This is a genomic window from Niabella aquatica, from assembly GCF_054779315.1.
In genome coordinates this window covers 264,335-281,672 of record NZ_BAAGYM010000008.1, presented here as the reverse complement: position 1 = coordinate 281,672, position 17,338 = coordinate 264,335, and the positions used below count along the sequence as shown (strand labels likewise).

Sequence of the window (17,338 nt, the reverse complement as noted above, 5' to 3'; positions counted from 1 at the left end):
GTTTAAATGGCTCCTGTTTTCTAAAAATATTTAAGTCGTATAATATTAAAAGAATAGCCCTGCAGGGTTATTGCAGGTTTTTTCCCCGAAATTTTAATATTTATTTCCTTTGGAGCTATTGCCCTGGGATTGGCAATAGTATTTACCCCACTCAAATCATCACTTTGCAAAATAGTGCATTTTGCCGTACCGGCAAGTTTTTTAACTCCTTCAAAATTCAGTACAATATTTTGCTGTTTGGAGAGTGCATTTACAACTTTTATAATAACCTCCCTAGATGGTGCATCGATGGCTGCAGTAGCATAAAGGCTGTCCTGGCCTGCTACCATTTTATGATCCAGCTCAACAGGTATTACAGTAGTACCCTTATTCGTTGAAAATAATTGCTGCACATAATAGCTGGGCGACCCCACCACATTCAGATTATTAACCCAGATAAGATCAGGAGCCCATTGCCATCCCTCATAATGAGCAAATAAAGGAGCATAAGAAGCCATATGTACTACCTCGGCATTTCTTTCCAGTCCGGTTAAAAATGCAGCTTCAGAAAGAGCTGCCAGCCAGCTGTTTTTTACAGGACCTGTAGTTCCGGCTGTATGGGACGCATATTCTCCTGCAAATACTTTCGATCCGTTCCTGGGATAATCATCATACCTGTTTATCCCACTAAAAAAGAATTGCGGCGGACGATAATAATGCTCATCAATAAAATCTACACCCAGTTTTCTCAGCTCCGTATCCAGCAGGTTGAACCGGTCGCCGTTCGGATCGGTTCCTGAGCTTGCTACCAGCTTAATATCAGGGTATTTTGCATTCAGCTGCTTTTGAAAAGATTTGAAACGTTCCAGGTATTGAGGCCCCCAGTTTTCATTTCCCACACCCAGCATTTTTAAGTTAAATGGCTCGGGATGACCCATTTCTGCCCGCAGCTTTCCCCATTGGGTTGCAACATCACCATTAGCAAATTCTATCAGATCGAGGGCATCGTCAATATAAGGCTGCAGCTCATCGATCGTAACAACTTCTGCCGAATTAAACTGGCACGCCATGCCGCAGTTAAGTATTGGCAGGGGCTCTGCTCCTATATCAGAGCAGAGCTGGAAATATTCAAAAAATCCCAGGCCAAAAGTCTGGAAATAATCAGGCGCAGAGCGATGCGGAAACTCAAAATTCCACCGGTTAATTAACAATTGCCTCTCTTCTGTAGGCCCTACTGTTTTTTTCCACTGGTACCGCTGCGAAAGATCAAATCCTTCTACAATGCAGCCTCCCGGAAAGCGAATAAACCCGGGCTTCATATCGGCAAGCATTTGTACCATATCGGCTCTCATACCGCCGGGACGGTTTTTCCAGGTATCGCCGGGAAAAAGAGAGATCATATCCAGGTCTATAATACCGTTACCTTCAAACAAAATACGCATAGACCCTTTTTCTTCTCTTTGAGAAGCTTTAAAACTAACCGCCAGTTTTTTCCACTCTTTATTTCCTGAATCCGGTAAAATCTCTGTACTTCCGATCACTTCTTTCTGCGCGTTCAGCAATTCAACATACATCTTCACATTGCCCGAAACCATTTTATAGAGCATGGAAAAATCATATTTCAAGCCCGATTTAATACCCATTCCCCTGAAACCTTCATTGGTTAAAGAGAGACTTCCCTTTGTGCGGTTATTAACTGTAATCCTGGCAAAACGGGGATTATTTGTATTTTTTGCAGTCCGGTTCTGAATTAATACACACCCTTCTTCCACCGGTTTCTGGTTCACCTGCCATCCCATTAACGGCCTGAAAAATTCAAATGACCTGTTTTTTACCAATTCGGCATAAATACCTCCGTCGGCACCAAAGTTGATATCTTCAAAAAATACGCCCCACATAGTAGAGGATATGGGGGCAACCGGCTTACTAACAGATATTACAAAATTTTTTGCCTGGGCGAACAACAGGTTACTCGCTAAAATAAAAAGAATGGAAAAACTTTTCTTTAACATGCCGGATTTCTTTAAAATACAATGGATAAAATCTGTAATAATATTAATTTTATGTGCAATCGTTTCCACAGGCTTCAAATTTAATTGTTTTTATGACAAATAAAATCTTTACTTTGCATATTCTATATCTGTTCAACAGCGCTTTTCTATAGTGGGCAAAGAGACAAAATATCAAAAAATAACAAAATTTACCGTAGCAGTAGACTGTATTGTCTTTGGCTTCGATGGTACCCGCCTGAAAATTTTACTGGTAAAAAGAGGGTTAGTGCCTGAAAAAGGCAAATGGAGCCTGATGGGTGGTTTTGTGAATGAAGAAGAAAGTGCTGATATTGCAGCTAACAGGATACTCAAAAAGCTCACGGGATTAGAAGGCATTTACCTGGAACAGTTCCATACTTTTTCATCTCCCGACAGGGACCCGGTACAGCGGACCATTTCCATTGCTTATTTTGCCTTAATTGATATTAACAAATACAAGGAATCGATCAATACAGATTTTGAGGCTGAATGGTTTCCCATAAAAGATTTCCCCAATCTAATCTTTGATCATAACGAAATGGTGTTGCAGGCACAGAAAAAACTGCAGTACAAAGCGGCTTCGCATACAATTTTGTTTGAGCTGTTGCCGGAAAATTTTACACTGCCCTTATTGCAAAGCCTTTTTGAAGATGTTTTTAATACCAGCTTTGATAAAGGGAATTTCAGCCGGAAAATGCTGTCCACTAAATTGCTGATCAAGCAGAAAGAAAAAGACAAAAGCAATTCTAAAAAAGGGGCTTATTATTATAAGCTGGATAAAAAACATTACCAGGAAAACCTGCATAAGATCCAAAAGCTGATCCCGAATGCGAATCATCTGCTTTAACAGTAACTGCTGTTACAGCTATTGACCAACAGCTGATCCCCCCGGAACTTTATATGCTTACCCTTTAACTTTCGGATGGTTCTGTATTTTCGGAAGTAGTGGTGGCCGATTCTTTTTTGCCAAACAAATCATTCATCCATTTTTCGGCGCCGGGTAAATATTCTTTTATAGCATCGGTTCCCTTTGCAGCCAATTCAGAAAAATAATCTTTAGTCTGATCGGCTGTTTTTACAGCTTCCTCTTTTAAGTTGTTAGCCTTTTCTTTAAGCATGGCCATCATCTTCTCTTTTTCTTCTTCACTCATACTGGCATATTTTCCTGCGGCAAGACCCGCCAGCGCGCCTAAAATAAAGGTGGCTATGTGCTTGTTATTTACCATAGTTGTACCATTTTGTATGACTAAGTTAGCAAAATTCATTGCTTTTACCCTGAAAGATAAATTGCACTTTTTTCAGGAACAAAAAATCCTTCGCATTCCGATGATTCTGGCAATGGGTGAAGCCTTAAACTTTACGATGCACCTTATTTTTTGGGATATACCAGCTTCATCTCTTTTACCAAATGCCCGGCACCGGCATATTTGTCTACTATAAATAAAACATATCTTATATCTACCATTATATTCCTGCAGATAGAAGGATCATAATTCACATCACTCATGGTACCTTCCCATACCCGGTCGAAATTTAAACCTACCAGGTTCCCGTAAGCATCCAAAGCCGGGCTGCCGCTGTTACCGCCGGTAGTATGGTTGGAAGCTATAAAACATACCGGCATCTTTCCTTTATTTCCATATATTCCATAGTCTTTCTTTTTATATAACTGGCGTAACTTTTCAGGTACATCAAATTCATAATCTCCGGGTTTGTATTTTTCCATCACACCATCCAGGTAGGTATAATATTGATATGTTTTACCGGTAGGAGAAGTATAGCCATCTACATTTCCAAAAGCCACACGTAGGGTGCTGTTCGCATCCGGATAAAAAGTTTTATCAGCAAATACTTCCATTTGTGCCTGCATATACCTTCTTTGCAGCTGGTTTATCTGTGATTGTATCTTATTTAGTTTTATGGCTACTTCTTTCTCATAAAGTTCTGCAATAGCTATAAGCAGCCTGGCTCCTTCATCAGCAGCAATTGCATCAAACAACTGTGAAGGATCAGTTGTTAATAATTGCATTACTTTTCCCTTATCGCTAAAAATGCTTTTGCTATAAATATGCTCAGCCCATGTTTTATAGTCTTTAAATTTTGCAAGTGCTTCCTTTGCATATCCAGAAACGTAGGCAGGATCCTGCTTTTCGATATATAGCTCCATCATGGCCGCAAATAATTCTTTGTCCACCGTTAGGTTCATCTCGTCCAGAAAGTGCTCCATCCATTTTATTTCTTCGGCCAGGGCATCGGAATAATTGAACTTATCTTTTTTTGTATTTAATACCCTTATACGATTGATAACAGTGAACAGCTCTATTTTACTAATAGTTTCCAGGTAATAATCGCGTGCCAGGGCAAAAGGCTGTATCTGTTTATAAGCCGTATTCAGTTGCTCTAATACCTGGCCATAACTGGCTTTTAAAGCAGGATTGTTATTTAATCTTGCCTGGTAAGTTGCTTCGTAGTTTTGCTTTTTAGCTACGGCATGGGTATTGGTAAGACCCAGTACTTCGCCCTGCCATTTTTTCCAGGCATTGCTGATACCTGCATACTTTGAAGCATACTGGATTTTTATGGCTTCATCGGTACGCATATATTTATCTATTACAGCCAGTGCCTTATCTCTTACCAAAATTTTTGCAGGATCGTTTACCGTCATTATCTGGTTGACTGCTTCGCTGGGTAAATACTCTGTAGTTCTGCCCGGAAAACCAAATACCATGGTAAAATCGCCTTCTTTCATTCCACTCATTGAAATAGATAAAGCCCTTTTAGGTGTGTAAGGCACATTATCAGGTGAATAATGTGCCGGTTTATTGCCTTTTCCTGCATATATCCTGAACATGCTGAAATCACCGGTATGCCGGGGCCACATCCAGTTATCGGTATCTTTTCCGAAATTCCCGATTGAGGAAGGCGGCGCACCAACGAGCCGTACATCATTATATGTTTCTGTTACAAAAAGGTAGTATTTATTACCTTCAAAAAACGGGCGGATAAAAGCATCCTGGTAATCTTCCTTGTTAACAATGCCCAGCTGTTCCCGGGCATTTCTGTCTACCATCGATTGACGCATGTTTTCGGGCAGGGATTGATTCACTCCTTTCAAAACCTGGCTGGTTACATCATCTATCCTTACTATAAAAGTTACAAACAAACCTGCATTTGGTAACTCCTCTGCATTCGATTTAGCCCAAAATCCATCTCTTATAAAATTTTTGTCGAGTGTGGAATGGTTTTGTATAGCATCAAAACCACAATGATGATTCGTTAATACCAGTCCTTTATCTGAAATAACTTCACCGGTACAAAATCCGCCAAAACTCACAATTGCATCTTTAAGGCTGCCTTTGTTAACATCGTAGATATCGCTTGCGCTCATTTTCATTCCCAGCTCTTTCATCCGCTTTTCGTTCAGCGTTTCCAGTAACTGCGGCAGCCACATACCTTCATCCGCCCGGCTCATTAAGCCAAATAATAAACAGGAAAATACAATCAATAGTTTTTTTGTACAGATCATGATCTTTTTAATTATGGTATCGTATCCCAGCATTCCGGGGTAGAGAAAGCAGAAAATATAAAACTTCATTACAATTCAAAATGCTTTTAGCAGGCAATTATTTGCAGATGAATGTATTGAAACCTGTTTCTGCACAACCCCATTCCTTCACAAAAATGCAGGTTCAGACAATTATTTCTCCCCAAAGATATGTGAATAGCTATTTAAAAATGTGGATATCCCCGCGTGAAACGTTTATATGAAATAGCGTTTTTAGGATACAAAATGTAATAGAGCAGGCAGCCTGTCTAAAAAGGTGAATTTTTATAGATTTATACCTGCTCTATTAACACAATGTAAATTTTAAAAGAAACTTTTTTTATTAAGAAAAGAAAATCCACATTTTTGTGAACAAACGTGCTAATAAAGCATAGTACAGGATCTGCTATGTGAATTACTCCTGAATTTATGTGTAAAACAATTAAATACTAATTTTGTAATACATGTGAATAATAATTTATCCACTAATTCACAGTGCTAATAATAATAAGCTTTTTTTAAAAATATATTATATAATTATTATTAAGAAGATTAGTAGCAGCAAAAAAAATTGTTTCAAAAAATTTGTTGCACCATTGTATCATTGCAGTGGATTTAAAAAAAATTTACGAACATGGACACAGCAGTTTTAGAAAAAGCAAAACAGGAAGTAGCAGCTAAAGGATTTCTGGATGTGGATGTAGACCCTACGCTGGATCTTTTTGAAGAAATTAATCAGCTGAAAAAGGAAAAGAATGCGGTGATCCTGGCCCATTATTACCAGGATCCGGATATACAGGATATAGCTGATTACATTGGGGATAGCCTTGGGCTGGCACAGGAAGCAGAAAAAACGGATGCTGATATGATCGTTTTTGCCGGTGTACATTTTATGGCAGAAACTGCAAAGATCCTGAATCCTACTAAAAAGGTAGTTATTCCTGATTTTAAGGCGGGCTGTTCCCTGAGCGATAGCTGCCCGCCGCCATTGTTTCAGAAATTTAAAGAGCAGCATCCTGACCATGTGGTAGTAAGTTATATCAACTGCAGCGCCGGTATTAAAGCACTAAGTGATGTAATTGTTACCAGCAGCAATGCCCGCATTATTGTAGATAGTTTTCCGAAGGAACAGAAGATCATTTTTGCTCCGGATAAGAACCTGGGCGGATATATCAATAAAGTTACGGGAAGAAATATGCTATTATGGAATGGTGCCTGTATGGTTCATGAAATTTTCAGCATGGAGAAGATCACTAAATTAAAACAGCAAAACCCCCATGCCAAATTTATTGCACATCCTGAGTGTGAAGAAGAGCTGCTGAAGCTGGCTGATTTTATCGGTTCTACCACCGGGCTTTTGAAATACACCATGCAGGATGATGCTACTGAATTTATTGTAGCTACCGAAACCGGTATCCTGCACCAGATGGAGAAAGCCAGTCCGCATAAGAAATTTATTCCCGCTCCTCCTGATAATGGGTGTGCTTGTAACGACTGTCCGCACATGAAGCGTAATACACTGGAAAAAATTTACCTGTGCATGAAGTATGAACAGCCCGATATTATTATGGATGAGGAGTTAAGGCTGGCAGCCAAAAAACCTATTGACAGGATGCTTGAAATCAGTAAGCAGGCAGGCTTGTAAGACAATAAAACATCATCATATCAAGTTAATATTTTGCGTGTGTATCAAAGAGTTGTTACTTGGGAGTCCATCAAGGCCTTTGTCATTCCCGAACCTGCGATGCATGGCAAAATAAATAGATTCTGATACAGGATGTATATCTTTTTAATTACAGATTTACAACTCTTCTCTCTTTATTACTCTGTAGTGCAGCATCAATAATACGCATCGTTAGTACAGCATCGGATGCAGGTACCGGGTTGGGTGCTCCGTTTACCAAAGCCTGGTATACCTCTTCATAGTAATCCATATAATTGCCCATTTCAGACCGGGTTTCTTTACGTACGGGATCATCATTGATGACCGTATGCAGAATGCCGTCAAATCCCTGCGGTGCCGGTATCCAGGTTTCGAGTGATGGTATCTCATCGGCCTGTAATCTTGCTTCCTGCAGGTCAGAACGTTGCTGCATAAAAGTTCCGTTTTCACCATTGAGGATATAAGCATAGTTTGATTCACGTGCAAACACCGTTCCTTTTATCCTTACACGGAAAGGGCGCGGATAATACAGCAGTACTTCAAAATAATCATTGGCAATCATATTATCGCGCATGGCAAAAACATCGGCGAAAACAGCTTCGGGAAATCCAAATAATTGTATGGCCTGATCTATTAAATGCGTACCCAGGTCGTGCAGGTTTCCTGCTCCGGGTTTATCTCCTTCTTTATGTTCTTTACCACTATGGCCGGGCCTGTATCGGTCGTATCTTAATTCTGCTTCTTTTAAAGAACCTAAAAGGTTTTCCTGTACTACATCTTTAATAGCCCTGAAATCCCCATCATACCTGCGGTTTTGATAAACGCTTAAAAATAATTTTTTACCTTTTGCTATATCATTAAGTTCCTCCGCTTCTTTGGCAGTAACTGTGAAAGGTTTTTCTACTATGATATTTTTCCCTGCATTAAGCGCGGCTTTTGCATATTCAAAATGTGTTTGAACCGGTGTATTTACTACTATAAGCTCAATGGATTCATCCGATATTAACTCTTCAAAAGAACGGTATAACCTGGAGTCCGGATATTTATCACGTGATTCAGTTTTGTGTCTTTCAACTATTGCTGCAAGGTTATAATTAGGATGGGCTTGCACGAAAGGCGCATGAAACAATTTTCCGCTCATTCCATAAGAGGCAATACCTGTGTTGATTATCTGTGCCATGTTTTGCTGATTTTATTTTAGGCTTAAATAAAGCAATAATTTATTTTACGTTATCAAAGACCAAAGGTAATTGAAGATGGAAAACAATTTTGTAATCTAATAATATTAAGAGAAAGCAGGAAAAAGTATTTTTTGTTATTTCGGATGATTATCAGTCGTTCTGTCAACTACAGTTTGTGAACGTGAAATTATTTACCGTTGCTGTGCCCTGAACCATCGCTCAGGAATTTCATTACTGCCTGCTGCGAGGTAATCTTTATAGCTGCAGGGAATATAGGTTTTATCAGGCAGCTGCATCCACCAGCGACCGGTTTTTTTGCTCTGAAGAAAGCGGGTTTCTATTTCTGCAAAAGCCATCTGATATTCGGTAAAATGTTCAGGCTGTTCTAAAGAAGCTTCCTTCAGCCTTCGGTGTCTCCCGTCTATAGTGTACCAAAGCATGTGGCTGATTTGTTTCGCTGTAAGCTCATCCCTGTCCTGCTGTGGAGTATAACCGTAAATGCCTATGGATTGCATATTGCTGCTCATACCGGCATATTGCATAAGGATACAGGATTCTTCTCCATTAAAACCATTAGGTGTAAGCTGGTTGGCCGGTGCATAAGCATTCGCAATGGCATTGATGTCGAAAGAAAAAATGTGGCTGTTACGTATGGCTGGTTCCGTTTCTTCTATATCGTCCTTTACATGTCCCACCCTGAAAAAATCAAATTTGAGCTTATCCAATGTTTGCAGCATACCAGGGTGTACGAGATAACTTTGGAAACCCAAATGGTTGTAATGTTTGATGTAATTAGGTTCGCTGGTAAATAGTTCCATTAAAAAATGATCATTTTTGAAAGGTGATTCCATATCCAGATCAATGATGGCGTCAATACCTGTAGCTTCTATTATCTGCTTTGCATTTTTGCAGGCATAGTATTGAGCCAGTGTCAGATCATGCGATCCGCCTATTATTATAATCGTTTTACCCAGTGCTGTAATTTCTTCAATTACTGTTTGTAAGGCTGCCAGAGTATCGTTATAGGTAGCACCGTGCCTGATATTACCTATATCTGCAATTTTTATAGTATCATGCCAGTGAAATAAGGAATAAAAATGTTTTCTTACCAGCTCGGGTGCATCGCTTGCAGGGCCTAAATAGCCACGTCCGCGTTGTTCTCCGCAGCCCACTAAAACAATATTGGCATTATCAATATCGGGGAAAGCCCCGTTATAAATATCCATGGTATTTCCAAGCTGACCAGGTTTGTAAGTTTCATCACCTGTTAGTTCAACAATATTTACTTCAGATAAAAAATCAATTAAAGACATGAACGCAATATAGGTTTATTTTGAAAGTAAAAATCCCGCAAATCGGCTTGCGGGATCAGATTTATTTTTTATTGGCGGTAAAGTAAAAATTATTTGCTGTTCATATTCAGCATAAAGCCGCTGCCGGAGCCGGTTTGCACCTGAGGCAGCTCACCGTTCCATTTATTTACTTTTAAATATTCTACATAAGTGGGCGTAAGCGAAACCTGTTTTCTCCTGATAGCTTCTGCTTCACCGGCTGCCTGGATAACTACTGCAGCGCTGTCGGCTTTTGCCTGGGCTACTTTTCTTTCACCTTCGGCAATGGCTACCAGCTTCTGGTTTTCTGCTACCTGTACCTCCTGTATCGCTTTTGTTTTTGCTTCAATGGATTGCTGCAGGGCAGGAGGAGGAATGATATTGGTACGTAACTGGGATATGATAAACCATTTAGACACGCGTTTATTAGCCTCGCTGATAATATCGTTTTCAAACTGTTCGCGTTTGTTAAAAATATCATCTACCGACCATTTATTGGCTACGTCGTTTACGGTACCAACAATAGCAGTTTGGAGCCATTGCTGCTCTACACTTTTTACGTCGAGGCGAAGATTCTGGAACATGTCTCCCACATCACCGGGCTTTAAAGCATAATTGAAAGAAGGTTTGATGGTTGCGCTAAAGCCGCCTTTGGTAATTACCTGCTGCTCAGGATATTCAATATGTTGCTGGAAAACGGGGAATTCATAGAGACGGCTGATCCATGAATTGTATAATACCCACCCGGTTTTATATTCAAACTTGCTGATGCCACGGTTATCGCCTGTAAGGTTTACTTTTATACCTACATGACCGGCGTCCACCCTTTCCAGTTTCAATGGTTGTATTAAAGCCAATACCAGCCCTGCTATAACAATACCTGTAGTTATAGCCCACATGGAAGGTTTGCCATTCTGGTTACTTTTTTTGTAATAGAGAAAGGCAATAAGAAGGGCAGCAAAAAACGCAATAACAGATACGATCATTTGAATAAAGTTTTGATGGATTTATAAAATAATAAGAGGAACAATGCGATCTCTGAAATAAGGAACAGGAAAAGATATACTGTTGAAGATGCCCTGTTAATAAGGTATTCAGCCAGCAGGGTCGTTAAAAAAATAAACAGCAGTATTTTGAGAATAGTTTTAAGCATATGTTTGTTTTTATGGTCTGATGTGTTCTAATATTAAGGCCAGCATCAATGTTTTTCTTATTTCAACATTGAATTTGATTGTAGCATCCAGGGCTTTAAATACTTTTAATATCGTTTCAAAGCGTGCATCTTTAGCATTGTTCTCTATTTTGGATATCTGTGCTTTTTTAACACCTACCAGTTCTCCCAATTCCTGTTGGGTCATATTTTTTTCAAGCCTTACTTTTTTTATTGTTTGGCCTATCAGGTCCAGCCTTAACTCACTGCTTTCGTAAGATATAATTCTGGTAGCTTCTTTTTCCGGGTTTCCCTGCAGCCGCTTTCTTGGAGACATAGAATGGAATTTACTGTAAAAATAATAGTTTCCTAAACAGGAAACAAATAAATATAGATTAGTTGTGTAAATCAGAACATAATTACTTTACTTTGCAAGGATAGAAGCTTTGGAAAAGCATTTCACGTTTGGTAAAGAACAAGGGAAAAAATAAAATATACGGGATGAAACTTCTTGAAAACAAAGTAGCTATTGTTACAGGAGCAGCCAGGGGTATTGGTGAAGCGATTGCTATAAAATTTGCCGAGCATGGCGCTCATGTAGCTTTTACTTATGTTAGTGACAGCAGTGCAGAACGTGCAGCAGCCCTTGAAAAAAAGCTTACGGACCTGGGCGTAAAGGCGAAAGCCTGGAAAAGCAATGCCGGGGATTTTGCACAATGTGAATCATTGGTAAATGATGTTTTGAAAGAGTTTCAGGCTATTGATATCTGTGTGAACAATGCCGGTATATCAAAAGATAATTTATTACTGCGAATGACACCCGAGCAGTGGGATGATGTATTAAAAATTAACCTGAACAGTGTTTTTTATATGACGAAGCAGGTTATTAAACCTATGATTAAGGCCAGGAGTGGGAACATTATTAACATGAGCTCTGTAATTGGTGTAATGGGAAATGCAGGGCAGGCAAGCTATGCCGCCAGCAAGGCAGGAATTATAGGGTTTACAAAAAGTGTAGCAAAGGAATTGGGAAGTCGTAATATACGTTGTAATGCGATTGCTCCGGGTTTTGTAGAAACGGATATGACCAGTTACTTGAATGATAATACAGGTGCAGAAAAATACCTGGCTGATATTCCACTGAACCGTTTTGCTAAAGCTGAAGACATAGCAAATGTTACTTTGTTTCTTGCATCAGAGATGAGCAGTTATATTACCGGTCAAACTATTAGTGCCTGTGGTGGTTTAAATATTTAACTTTTAAGCTGCAAAGCTTTGCAAACCCTATCCAGTTTTGAAGGAAGTATATAAGCATTTTGTTCTGCTTACATATAGTATCTTTTCTTTTCTTTTTTCTTTTGCGCAAACACAATATGATTATCATCTTGAGGCTGCCCGAAAGTTTGGTATACCTCCCATAAAAAATCAGGCACATGTAAATTCCCTGGTAAAAAAAAGTAAGCTGGTATTAATTTTCCCTCAACGGGGCTACACGATTGCACCACTTACTCATAGCAAGCCTTATCTGAACCCGAGGTCTTATAAAATATTAAAAGAAATAGGAACCCGTTTTTATGCAAAAAGCAAAAAGAAAACTTTCACGGTAACCTCTGTTACCAGAACGCTTTATGACCAGAAAAGATTAGCCCGTGTTAACAGTAATGCCGTTACTTCCAAGTTAAGCTCTCATAACTATGGTTGTTCTTTCGATATTTCTTATATCCGATTTAACCGTCATAAAGCGCCCAATGCCCGGCTCGAAAAAATATTGCAGGAAGTACTTACTGAAATGCAAAGGCAGGGAAAACTCTATTTTATTAAAGAGTACAGGGAAAAGTGTTTTCATGTTACTGTAAGATAGGAAGGCTCAATAAATATTATTTTAAGCGTTTTTCTTTAGAAATATCTTTTACCTTTAAAAGGATTTTTTACTAAACATTTATCAGCTTCATGCTGCTCCGCCACATACATTTTTTAAAGCTTGTTTTTTTACATAGTATCACAGCATTTGGTGGACCGCAGGCACACCTGGCCATGATGATGAAAACCTTTGTAAAAAAAACACCTTACATTACCGAGCAGGAACTGATAGAGTATAATGCTTTTTGCCAGCTGTTACCGGGGGCTTCTTCTACCCAAACAATTACACTAATAGGTTTTAAAAGGGGAGGACCGGTTTTAGGTGTTCTTGCATTATTGGTTTGGATATTTCCGGCTTGCACCCTGATGTGTGCATTGTCTTTTTTTGTTCAGTATATGGAGGGTGCCCCCCGTGATTTTGATATATTCCGGTTCATTGTGCCTATGGCTACCGGGTTTTTGATATTTGCCTGTATCAGCGCCCTGCCATACTCCATAAAGAATTTAGCTACTGGACTTATTGCAACAGGCTCATCCATAGCCACTTATGCTTTTTTCGGAAAACCTTTTTTTGTTCCGGTCCTGATCATTTTAGGCGGATTCATTACCAACCTCAGTAGCAAAAGGATTCCCCAGATGGAAGTAAGGCCTGGCAAAATACGATGGTGGAATATCTGGTTATTTGCTATCATTTTTATTGTTGCAGGTATATTGAGCGAGGTGGCCCGTAAAAACGACTGGCCCAACAGGAAGCCGATCAATCTTTTTGAAAATTCTTACCGGATGGGCAGCCTGGTTTTTGGTGGTGGTAATGTGTTGATGCCTATTATGTATGAGCAATTCAGTGTAAGGCCTGAAGCTGTTAAGGAAAAGAATCCCAATGCCATTCATATAGATAAGAAAGATATGCTTACAGGAATAGGAGTAGTACGGGCCGTTCCGGGCCCTGTTTTTTCTATAGCATCTTATAGTGGCGGACTGGCATTAAAAGATATGGGTCCGGCTATGCAGATGCTGGGGGGAGCCATAGGTATGATCGGAATTTTTTTACCAAGCGCCCTGCTTGTACTTTTTTTCTTCCCGATCTGGAACCGTTTAAAAAAATACTCTGTTATTTATCGTTCACTAGAGGGTATTAATGCCGCTGTGCTGGGAATAATGATAGGTTCTACCTTCTATATTCTTAAAGATGTTACTCTTTTTGACGGAACACAACTGGGCTTTGTTAATATAGCTATTGTTGCTGGAACAGCGCTTGTTCTTATATTTACAAAGATTCCGGCTCCTGTTATTGTTCTGTTATGCGTGCTGCTGGGTTATTTCCTGTAGTAACCACCTTTTTCTATTTCTGTAATCACGCTATCTGGTAAAAGATATTTCAGTGACTTTTTTTTTCTGATCAGTTTTCTTATTTCTGTTGCAGATAATTCAAGCAGGGGTGCATTTAAAATACTGATTTTAGCATTATTTTCTACTTCAACAATAAATCCCTGCCGGTTATATATTAAGATCTCATAATTATCCAGAATATAGGTATAGTTTTTCCATCGTTTAATATTCTGAAAACTATCGCCGCCCATAATCACAGCGAACTGGTGATGGGGATATTTTTCTGCCAGATGAGCGAGTGTTACAGCTGTATAAGAAGGCCTTGGCAGGGAAAACTCAATATCCGTGGCTTTCATCCGGTTGTCATTTTCTATAGCTGTATTTACCAGGTGTAACCGGTGATTTTCCTCAAGCAGGGAAGACGTTTCTTTAAGCGGGTTATGGGGAGATACTACAAACCAGATCTTGTGAACCAGACCTTCATTTAAAATATGGTTAGCAATAATTAAATGTGCATGATGGATGGGATTAAAAGACCCGAAATAAAGGCCAATTTTCATTGTTATAGGTTTACGACAATTTGCCTGGCCTCATCGGTTCTGAGGCTTAATAAATAACCGGCAACGGAAACAGACATAGGATCGTTAAATAATGCTTTTTTTACGACTTCGATCTGTTCGCCAGGCAGGCAACCCATTTCCATTAATTTCAGGAAAATGTCTTCTGTTGTAAACTTAACAATAGTAGCCATTTGCCCCGGCTGCAGATCAGATAACAATACTTCATTTGCCATCTTACAAAGCTAAGCATTGTTGTTTGTGTTTTGTTTACGATTTTTGGTATATGTTTCCTAAAGAATTTGTAATAAACTTCCATTTCCAAAAGAAAACCACGCTTCGGAACCGCAGGGCCATAAAAAATTTTCTTTCTTCCAGACTTTTGGCGCATGGAAAGTCTGGGAGCGAGATCAATTATATCTTTTGTTCTGACATAGATCTTTTAGACATTAACCGGCAGCACCTGAATCATGATTATTATACGGATATTATCACATTTGATCTTTCAGAGACCGCTGGCTCCCAACACTTAATCTCGGATATTTATATAAGCGTAGACAGAGTTAAGGAAAATGCTACAATAACAGGCAATAGTTTTTCTTCGGAATTATTAAGGGTCATATTCCATGGTATTCTGCATTTAATAGGGTTTAAGGATAAAACGGCCAGGGAACAGGAACAAATGAGGTCAATGGAGGATACCTGGTTGAATGAATTTAAGTAATTCAACGTTCCACGTGAAATTGTGAAACTGTTTCACTCTGAAACATACGTTCCACATGAAAAAAGGGATTTAGCAAAAGGGTAAACCTATGATTTAATAATTCTACCTTTGTACACTTATGTTTCCAGAATATGATGTAATAGTGGTAGGTGCCGGCCATGCCGGTTGCGAAGCAGCAGCAGCAGCAGCAAATATGGGCTCGAAGACCTTATTAATTACGATGAATATGCAAACCATTGCGCAGATGAGCTGTAACCCGGCTATGGGCGGTATTGCTAAAGGTCAGATTGTACGTGAAATTGATGCGATGGGAGGTTATTCAGGCATAGTAACCGATCTTTCGATGATCCAGTTCCGGATGCTGAACCGTTCCAAAGGGCCAGCCATGTGGAGTCCCCGTGCCCAAAGCGACCGGATGCTGTTTGCTGCCAAATGGCGGGAGATGCTGGAGCAAACCCCGCTTCTTGATTTTTACCAGGATATGGTAAAGGGTTTACTGGTAAAAGATAAACAGGTTTGCGGAGTTATTACAGGGCTGGGACATGAAATAAAATCCAAAGCGGTAGTATTAACGAACGGAACTTTTCTTAACGGAATTATTCATATAGGAGAAAAACAGTTTGGCGGCGGACGCGTAGCGGAAAAAGCAGCCAGTGGAATCACAGAACAATTAGTAGCATTAGGTTTTGAAAGCGACCGGCTAAAAACAGGAACACCTCCGCGTGTGGATGGCCGCAGTCTTGACTATACAAAAATGGAAATTCAGGACGGCGATGAGGAAATTACAGGATTTTCTTTCACCGATACTAAAAAGATCAATGCCAAAGACCAGCGCTGCTGCTGGATTACTTATACAAGTACTGAGGTACATAATATATTGAAAACCGGTTTCGACAGAAGCCCCATGTTTGCCGGCAGGATAGACGGGGTAGGGCCCCGCTATTGTCCAAGCATAGAAGACAAGATCAACCGCTTTGCAGACAGGGACCGGCACCAGTTGTTTATAGAACCTGAAGGCTGGAACACCGTGGAAATTTATGTAAACGGATTTTCAACCTCTCTTCCGGAAGAGGTACAGTTTAAAGCTTTACGTGCTGTACCGGGTTTTGAAAATGCCAGATTATTCCGGCCCGGATATGCCATCGAATATGACTATTTTCCTCCAACACAGTTAAGTAATACCCTTGAAACCAAACTGATTTCCAATCTATTCTTTGCCGGGCAAATCAACGGAACCACAGGCTACGAAGAAGCGGCCTGCCAGGGGCTAATGGCTGGTATTAATGCACATCAGAAAGTAAGAGCGCTGGATTCACTGGTATTGAAACGCAGCGAGGCTTATATTGGAGTGCTGATTGATGACCTGATTAATAAAGGAACGGAAGAGCCTTACCGCATGTTTACTTCCCGTGCAGAATACAGAACCCTGTTGAGACAGGATAATGCTGATGCCAGGCTAACCCCGATTAGCTACAGGCTTGGACTCGCTAAACAAGAAAGAATGGACAATATCCGGCAAAAAAATGAAAATATTGCCAATATTAAGTCTATTTTGAAAAATGCAGTATTACAGCCTGACCAGATCAACAGTTTCCTTGAATCTATGGCTTCATCCAAGGTTAGTGAAAAGCAAAAAGCAGAAAAGGTACTGCTTCGTCCGGGAGTTGAGCTGGCCGATTTAGCTGCGGCTGTTCCTGCACTGGGAGCATCATTAAAAACCTATTCCAAAGAAGAAATAGAACAGGCAGCCATACAGGTAAAATATGATGTCTATATTGAGAAAGAGCGTGAAATAGTTACCCGGATGAGCGAAATGGAAAATCTAACAATCCCCGATAGTTTCGATTATAATAAATTATCATCTCTGGGAAATGAAGCTAAAGAAAAGCTTAACCGCATCAGGCCCCGAACATTGGGTCAGGCAAGCAGGATTTCAGGCATCAATCCAAGTGATGTACAGATTTTAATGGTATATATGGGAAGATGATTG

At 39.8% G+C, this 17,338-nt stretch carries 16 protein-coding genes; 7 read left to right on the top strand and 9 right to left on the bottom strand.

Annotated features, from left to right (window positions below):
* Positions 1–20: 20 nt before the first annotated feature.
* Positions 21–1,991, bottom strand: coding sequence for an alpha-L-arabinofuranosidase C-terminal domain-containing protein (locus ACYVBM_RS08185; RefSeq protein WP_460685152.1), 1,971 nt, complete (start codon positions 1,989–1,991; stop codon positions 21–23).
* A 151-nt stretch (positions 1,992–2,142) separates the two neighbouring features.
* On the opposite strand from ACYVBM_RS08185, the gene ACYVBM_RS08180 reads away from it, so the two are divergent.
* Positions 2,143–2,856 carry an NUDIX hydrolase gene (locus tag ACYVBM_RS08180; RefSeq protein WP_460685151.1) on the top strand — a complete coding sequence of 238 codons (714 nt, stop codon included), beginning with the start codon at positions 2,143–2,145 and terminating at the stop codon, positions 2,854–2,856.
* A 64-nt stretch (positions 2,857–2,920) separates the two neighbouring features.
* Here ACYVBM_RS08180 and ACYVBM_RS08175 read toward each other — a convergent pair whose 3' ends face one another.
* A complete protein-coding gene (locus ACYVBM_RS08175; RefSeq protein WP_460685150.1) occupies positions 2,921–3,235 on the bottom strand; it encodes a hypothetical protein in 315 nt (104 codons plus the stop codon).
* Positions 3,236–3,378: 143 nt separating this feature from the next.
* Entirely contained in the window at positions 3,379–5,604 is a 2,226-nt protein-coding gene (locus ACYVBM_RS08170; RefSeq protein ID WP_460685149.1) for a S46 family peptidase, read from the bottom strand.
* A 583-nt stretch (positions 5,605–6,187) separates the two neighbouring features.
* On the opposite strand from ACYVBM_RS08170, the gene nadA reads away from it, so the two are divergent.
* Positions 6,188–7,198, top strand: a complete 1,011-nt coding sequence (nadA, locus tag ACYVBM_RS08165) for a quinolinate synthase NadA (RefSeq protein ID WP_460685148.1) — start codon at positions 6,188–6,190, stop codon at positions 7,196–7,198.
* A gap of 148 nt (positions 7,199–7,346) precedes the next feature.
* On the opposite strand, the gene ACYVBM_RS08160 is transcribed toward nadA, so the two are convergent.
* The 4 genes from ACYVBM_RS08160 to ACYVBM_RS08145 all read right to left on the bottom strand — a co-directional run bounded on the left by ACYVBM_RS08160 (position 7,347) and on the right by ACYVBM_RS08145 (position 11,215).
* Entirely contained in the window at positions 7,347–8,396 is a 1,050-nt protein-coding gene (locus tag ACYVBM_RS08160) for a Gfo/Idh/MocA family oxidoreductase (protein ID WP_460685147.1), read from the bottom strand.
* 192 nt (positions 8,397–8,588) lie between these two features.
* Positions 8,589–9,710: a formimidoylglutamase gene (locus ACYVBM_RS08155; protein ID WP_460685146.1), complete on the bottom strand. Its 1,122-nt coding sequence runs from the start codon at positions 9,708–9,710 to the stop codon at positions 8,589–8,591.
* An 89-nt stretch (positions 9,711–9,799) separates the two neighbouring features.
* Complete coding sequence (locus ACYVBM_RS08150) at positions 9,800–10,714, bottom strand: SPFH domain-containing protein (protein ID WP_460685145.1); 915 nt, start codon at positions 10,712–10,714, stop codon at positions 9,800–9,802.
* Between the two features lie 177 nt (positions 10,715–10,891).
* Complete coding sequence (locus ACYVBM_RS08145; protein ID WP_460685144.1) at positions 10,892–11,215, bottom strand: helix-turn-helix domain-containing protein; 324 nt, start codon at positions 11,213–11,215, stop codon at positions 10,892–10,894.
* Between the two features lie 164 nt (positions 11,216–11,379).
* Here ACYVBM_RS08145 and fabG point away from each other — a divergent pair, with 164 nt between their 5' ends.
* The 3 genes from fabG to ACYVBM_RS08130 all read left to right on the top strand — a co-directional run bounded on the left by fabG (position 11,380) and on the right by ACYVBM_RS08130 (position 14,067).
* Positions 11,380–12,135, top strand: coding sequence for a 3-oxoacyl-[acyl-carrier-protein] reductase (gene fabG, locus ACYVBM_RS08140; RefSeq protein ID WP_460685143.1), 756 nt, complete (start codon positions 11,380–11,382; stop codon positions 12,133–12,135).
* A gap of 37 nt (positions 12,136–12,172) precedes the next feature.
* Complete coding sequence (locus ACYVBM_RS08135; RefSeq protein WP_460685142.1) at positions 12,173–12,739, top strand: DUF5715 family protein; 567 nt, start codon at positions 12,173–12,175, stop codon at positions 12,737–12,739.
* Positions 12,740–12,828: 89 nt separating this feature from the next.
* Entirely contained in the window at positions 12,829–14,067 is a 1,239-nt protein-coding gene (locus ACYVBM_RS08130; RefSeq protein WP_460685141.1) for a chromate transporter, read from the top strand.
* Here ACYVBM_RS08130 and nadD read toward each other — a convergent pair.
* The gene (gene nadD / locus ACYVBM_RS08125) at positions 14,055–14,627 is read right to left on the bottom strand and encodes a nicotinate (nicotinamide) nucleotide adenylyltransferase (RefSeq protein ID WP_460685140.1); all 573 of its coding nucleotides are present in this window, start codon (positions 14,625–14,627) and stop codon (positions 14,055–14,057) included. The genes ACYVBM_RS08130 and nadD overlap by 13 nt on opposite strands.
* Before the next feature lie 2 nt (positions 14,628–14,629).
* Entirely contained in the window at positions 14,630–14,860 is a 231-nt protein-coding gene (locus tag ACYVBM_RS08120; RefSeq protein WP_460685139.1) for a FeoA family protein, read from the bottom strand.
* Positions 14,861–14,910: 50 nt separating this feature from the next.
* On the opposite strand from ACYVBM_RS08120, the gene ybeY reads away from it, so the two are divergent.
* Positions 14,911–15,348: an rRNA maturation RNase YbeY gene (gene ybeY, locus ACYVBM_RS08115; protein WP_460685138.1), complete on the top strand. Its 438-nt coding sequence runs from the start codon at positions 14,911–14,913 to the stop codon at positions 15,346–15,348.
* 118 nt (positions 15,349–15,466) lie between these two features.
* Positions 15,467–17,335, top strand: a complete 1,869-nt coding sequence (gene mnmG / locus ACYVBM_RS08110; RefSeq protein ID WP_460685137.1) for a tRNA uridine-5-carboxymethylaminomethyl(34) synthesis enzyme MnmG — start codon at positions 15,467–15,469, stop codon at positions 17,333–17,335.
* Positions 17,336–17,338 lie beyond the last annotated feature (3 nt).

What these genes read in the sequence shown, in the direction of transcription:
- ACYVBM_RS08185 (WP_460685152.1), bottom strand. Translation starts at nt 1,991, where the DNA reads ATGTTAAAGAAAAGTTTTTCCATTCTTTTTATTTTAGCGAGTAACCTG.
- ACYVBM_RS08175 (WP_460685150.1), bottom strand. Translation starts at nt 3,235, where the DNA reads ATGGTAAATAACAAGCACATAGCCACCTTTATTTTAGGCGCGCTGGCG.
- ACYVBM_RS08170 (WP_460685149.1), bottom strand. Translation starts at nt 5,604, where the DNA reads ATGAAGTTTTATATTTTCTGCTTTCTCTACCCCGGAATGCTGGGATAC.
- nadA (WP_460685148.1), top strand. Translation starts at nt 6,188, where the DNA reads ATGGACACAGCAGTTTTAGAAAAAGCAAAACAGGAAGTAGCAGCTAAA.
- ACYVBM_RS08160 (WP_460685147.1), bottom strand. Translation starts at nt 8,396, where the DNA reads ATGGCACAGATAATCAACACAGGTATTGCCTCTTATGGAATGAGCGGA.
- ACYVBM_RS08155 (WP_460685146.1), bottom strand. Translation starts at nt 9,710, where the DNA reads ATGTCTTTAATTGATTTTTTATCTGAAGTAAATATTGTTGAACTAACA.
- ACYVBM_RS08150 (WP_460685145.1), bottom strand. Translation starts at nt 10,714, where the DNA reads ATGATCGTATCTGTTATTGCGTTTTTTGCTGCCCTTCTTATTGCCTTT.
- ACYVBM_RS08145 (WP_460685144.1), bottom strand. Translation starts at nt 11,215, where the DNA reads ATGTCTCCAAGAAAGCGGCTGCAGGGAAACCCGGAAAAAGAAGCTACC.
- fabG (WP_460685143.1), top strand. Translation starts at nt 11,380, where the DNA reads ATGAAACTTCTTGAAAACAAAGTAGCTATTGTTACAGGAGCAGCCAGG.
- ACYVBM_RS08130 (WP_460685141.1), top strand. Translation starts at nt 12,829, where the DNA reads ATGCTGCTCCGCCACATACATTTTTTAAAGCTTGTTTTTTTACATAGT.
- nadD (WP_460685140.1), bottom strand. Translation starts at nt 14,627, where the DNA reads ATGAAAATTGGCCTTTATTTCGGGTCTTTTAATCCCATCCATCATGCA.
- ACYVBM_RS08120 (WP_460685139.1), bottom strand. Translation starts at nt 14,860, where the DNA reads ATGGCAAATGAAGTATTGTTATCTGATCTGCAGCCGGGGCAAATGGCT.
- ybeY (WP_460685138.1), top strand. Translation starts at nt 14,911, where the DNA reads ATGTTTCCTAAAGAATTTGTAATAAACTTCCATTTCCAAAAGAAAACC.
- mnmG (WP_460685137.1), top strand. Translation starts at nt 15,467, where the DNA reads ATGTTTCCAGAATATGATGTAATAGTGGTAGGTGCCGGCCATGCCGGT.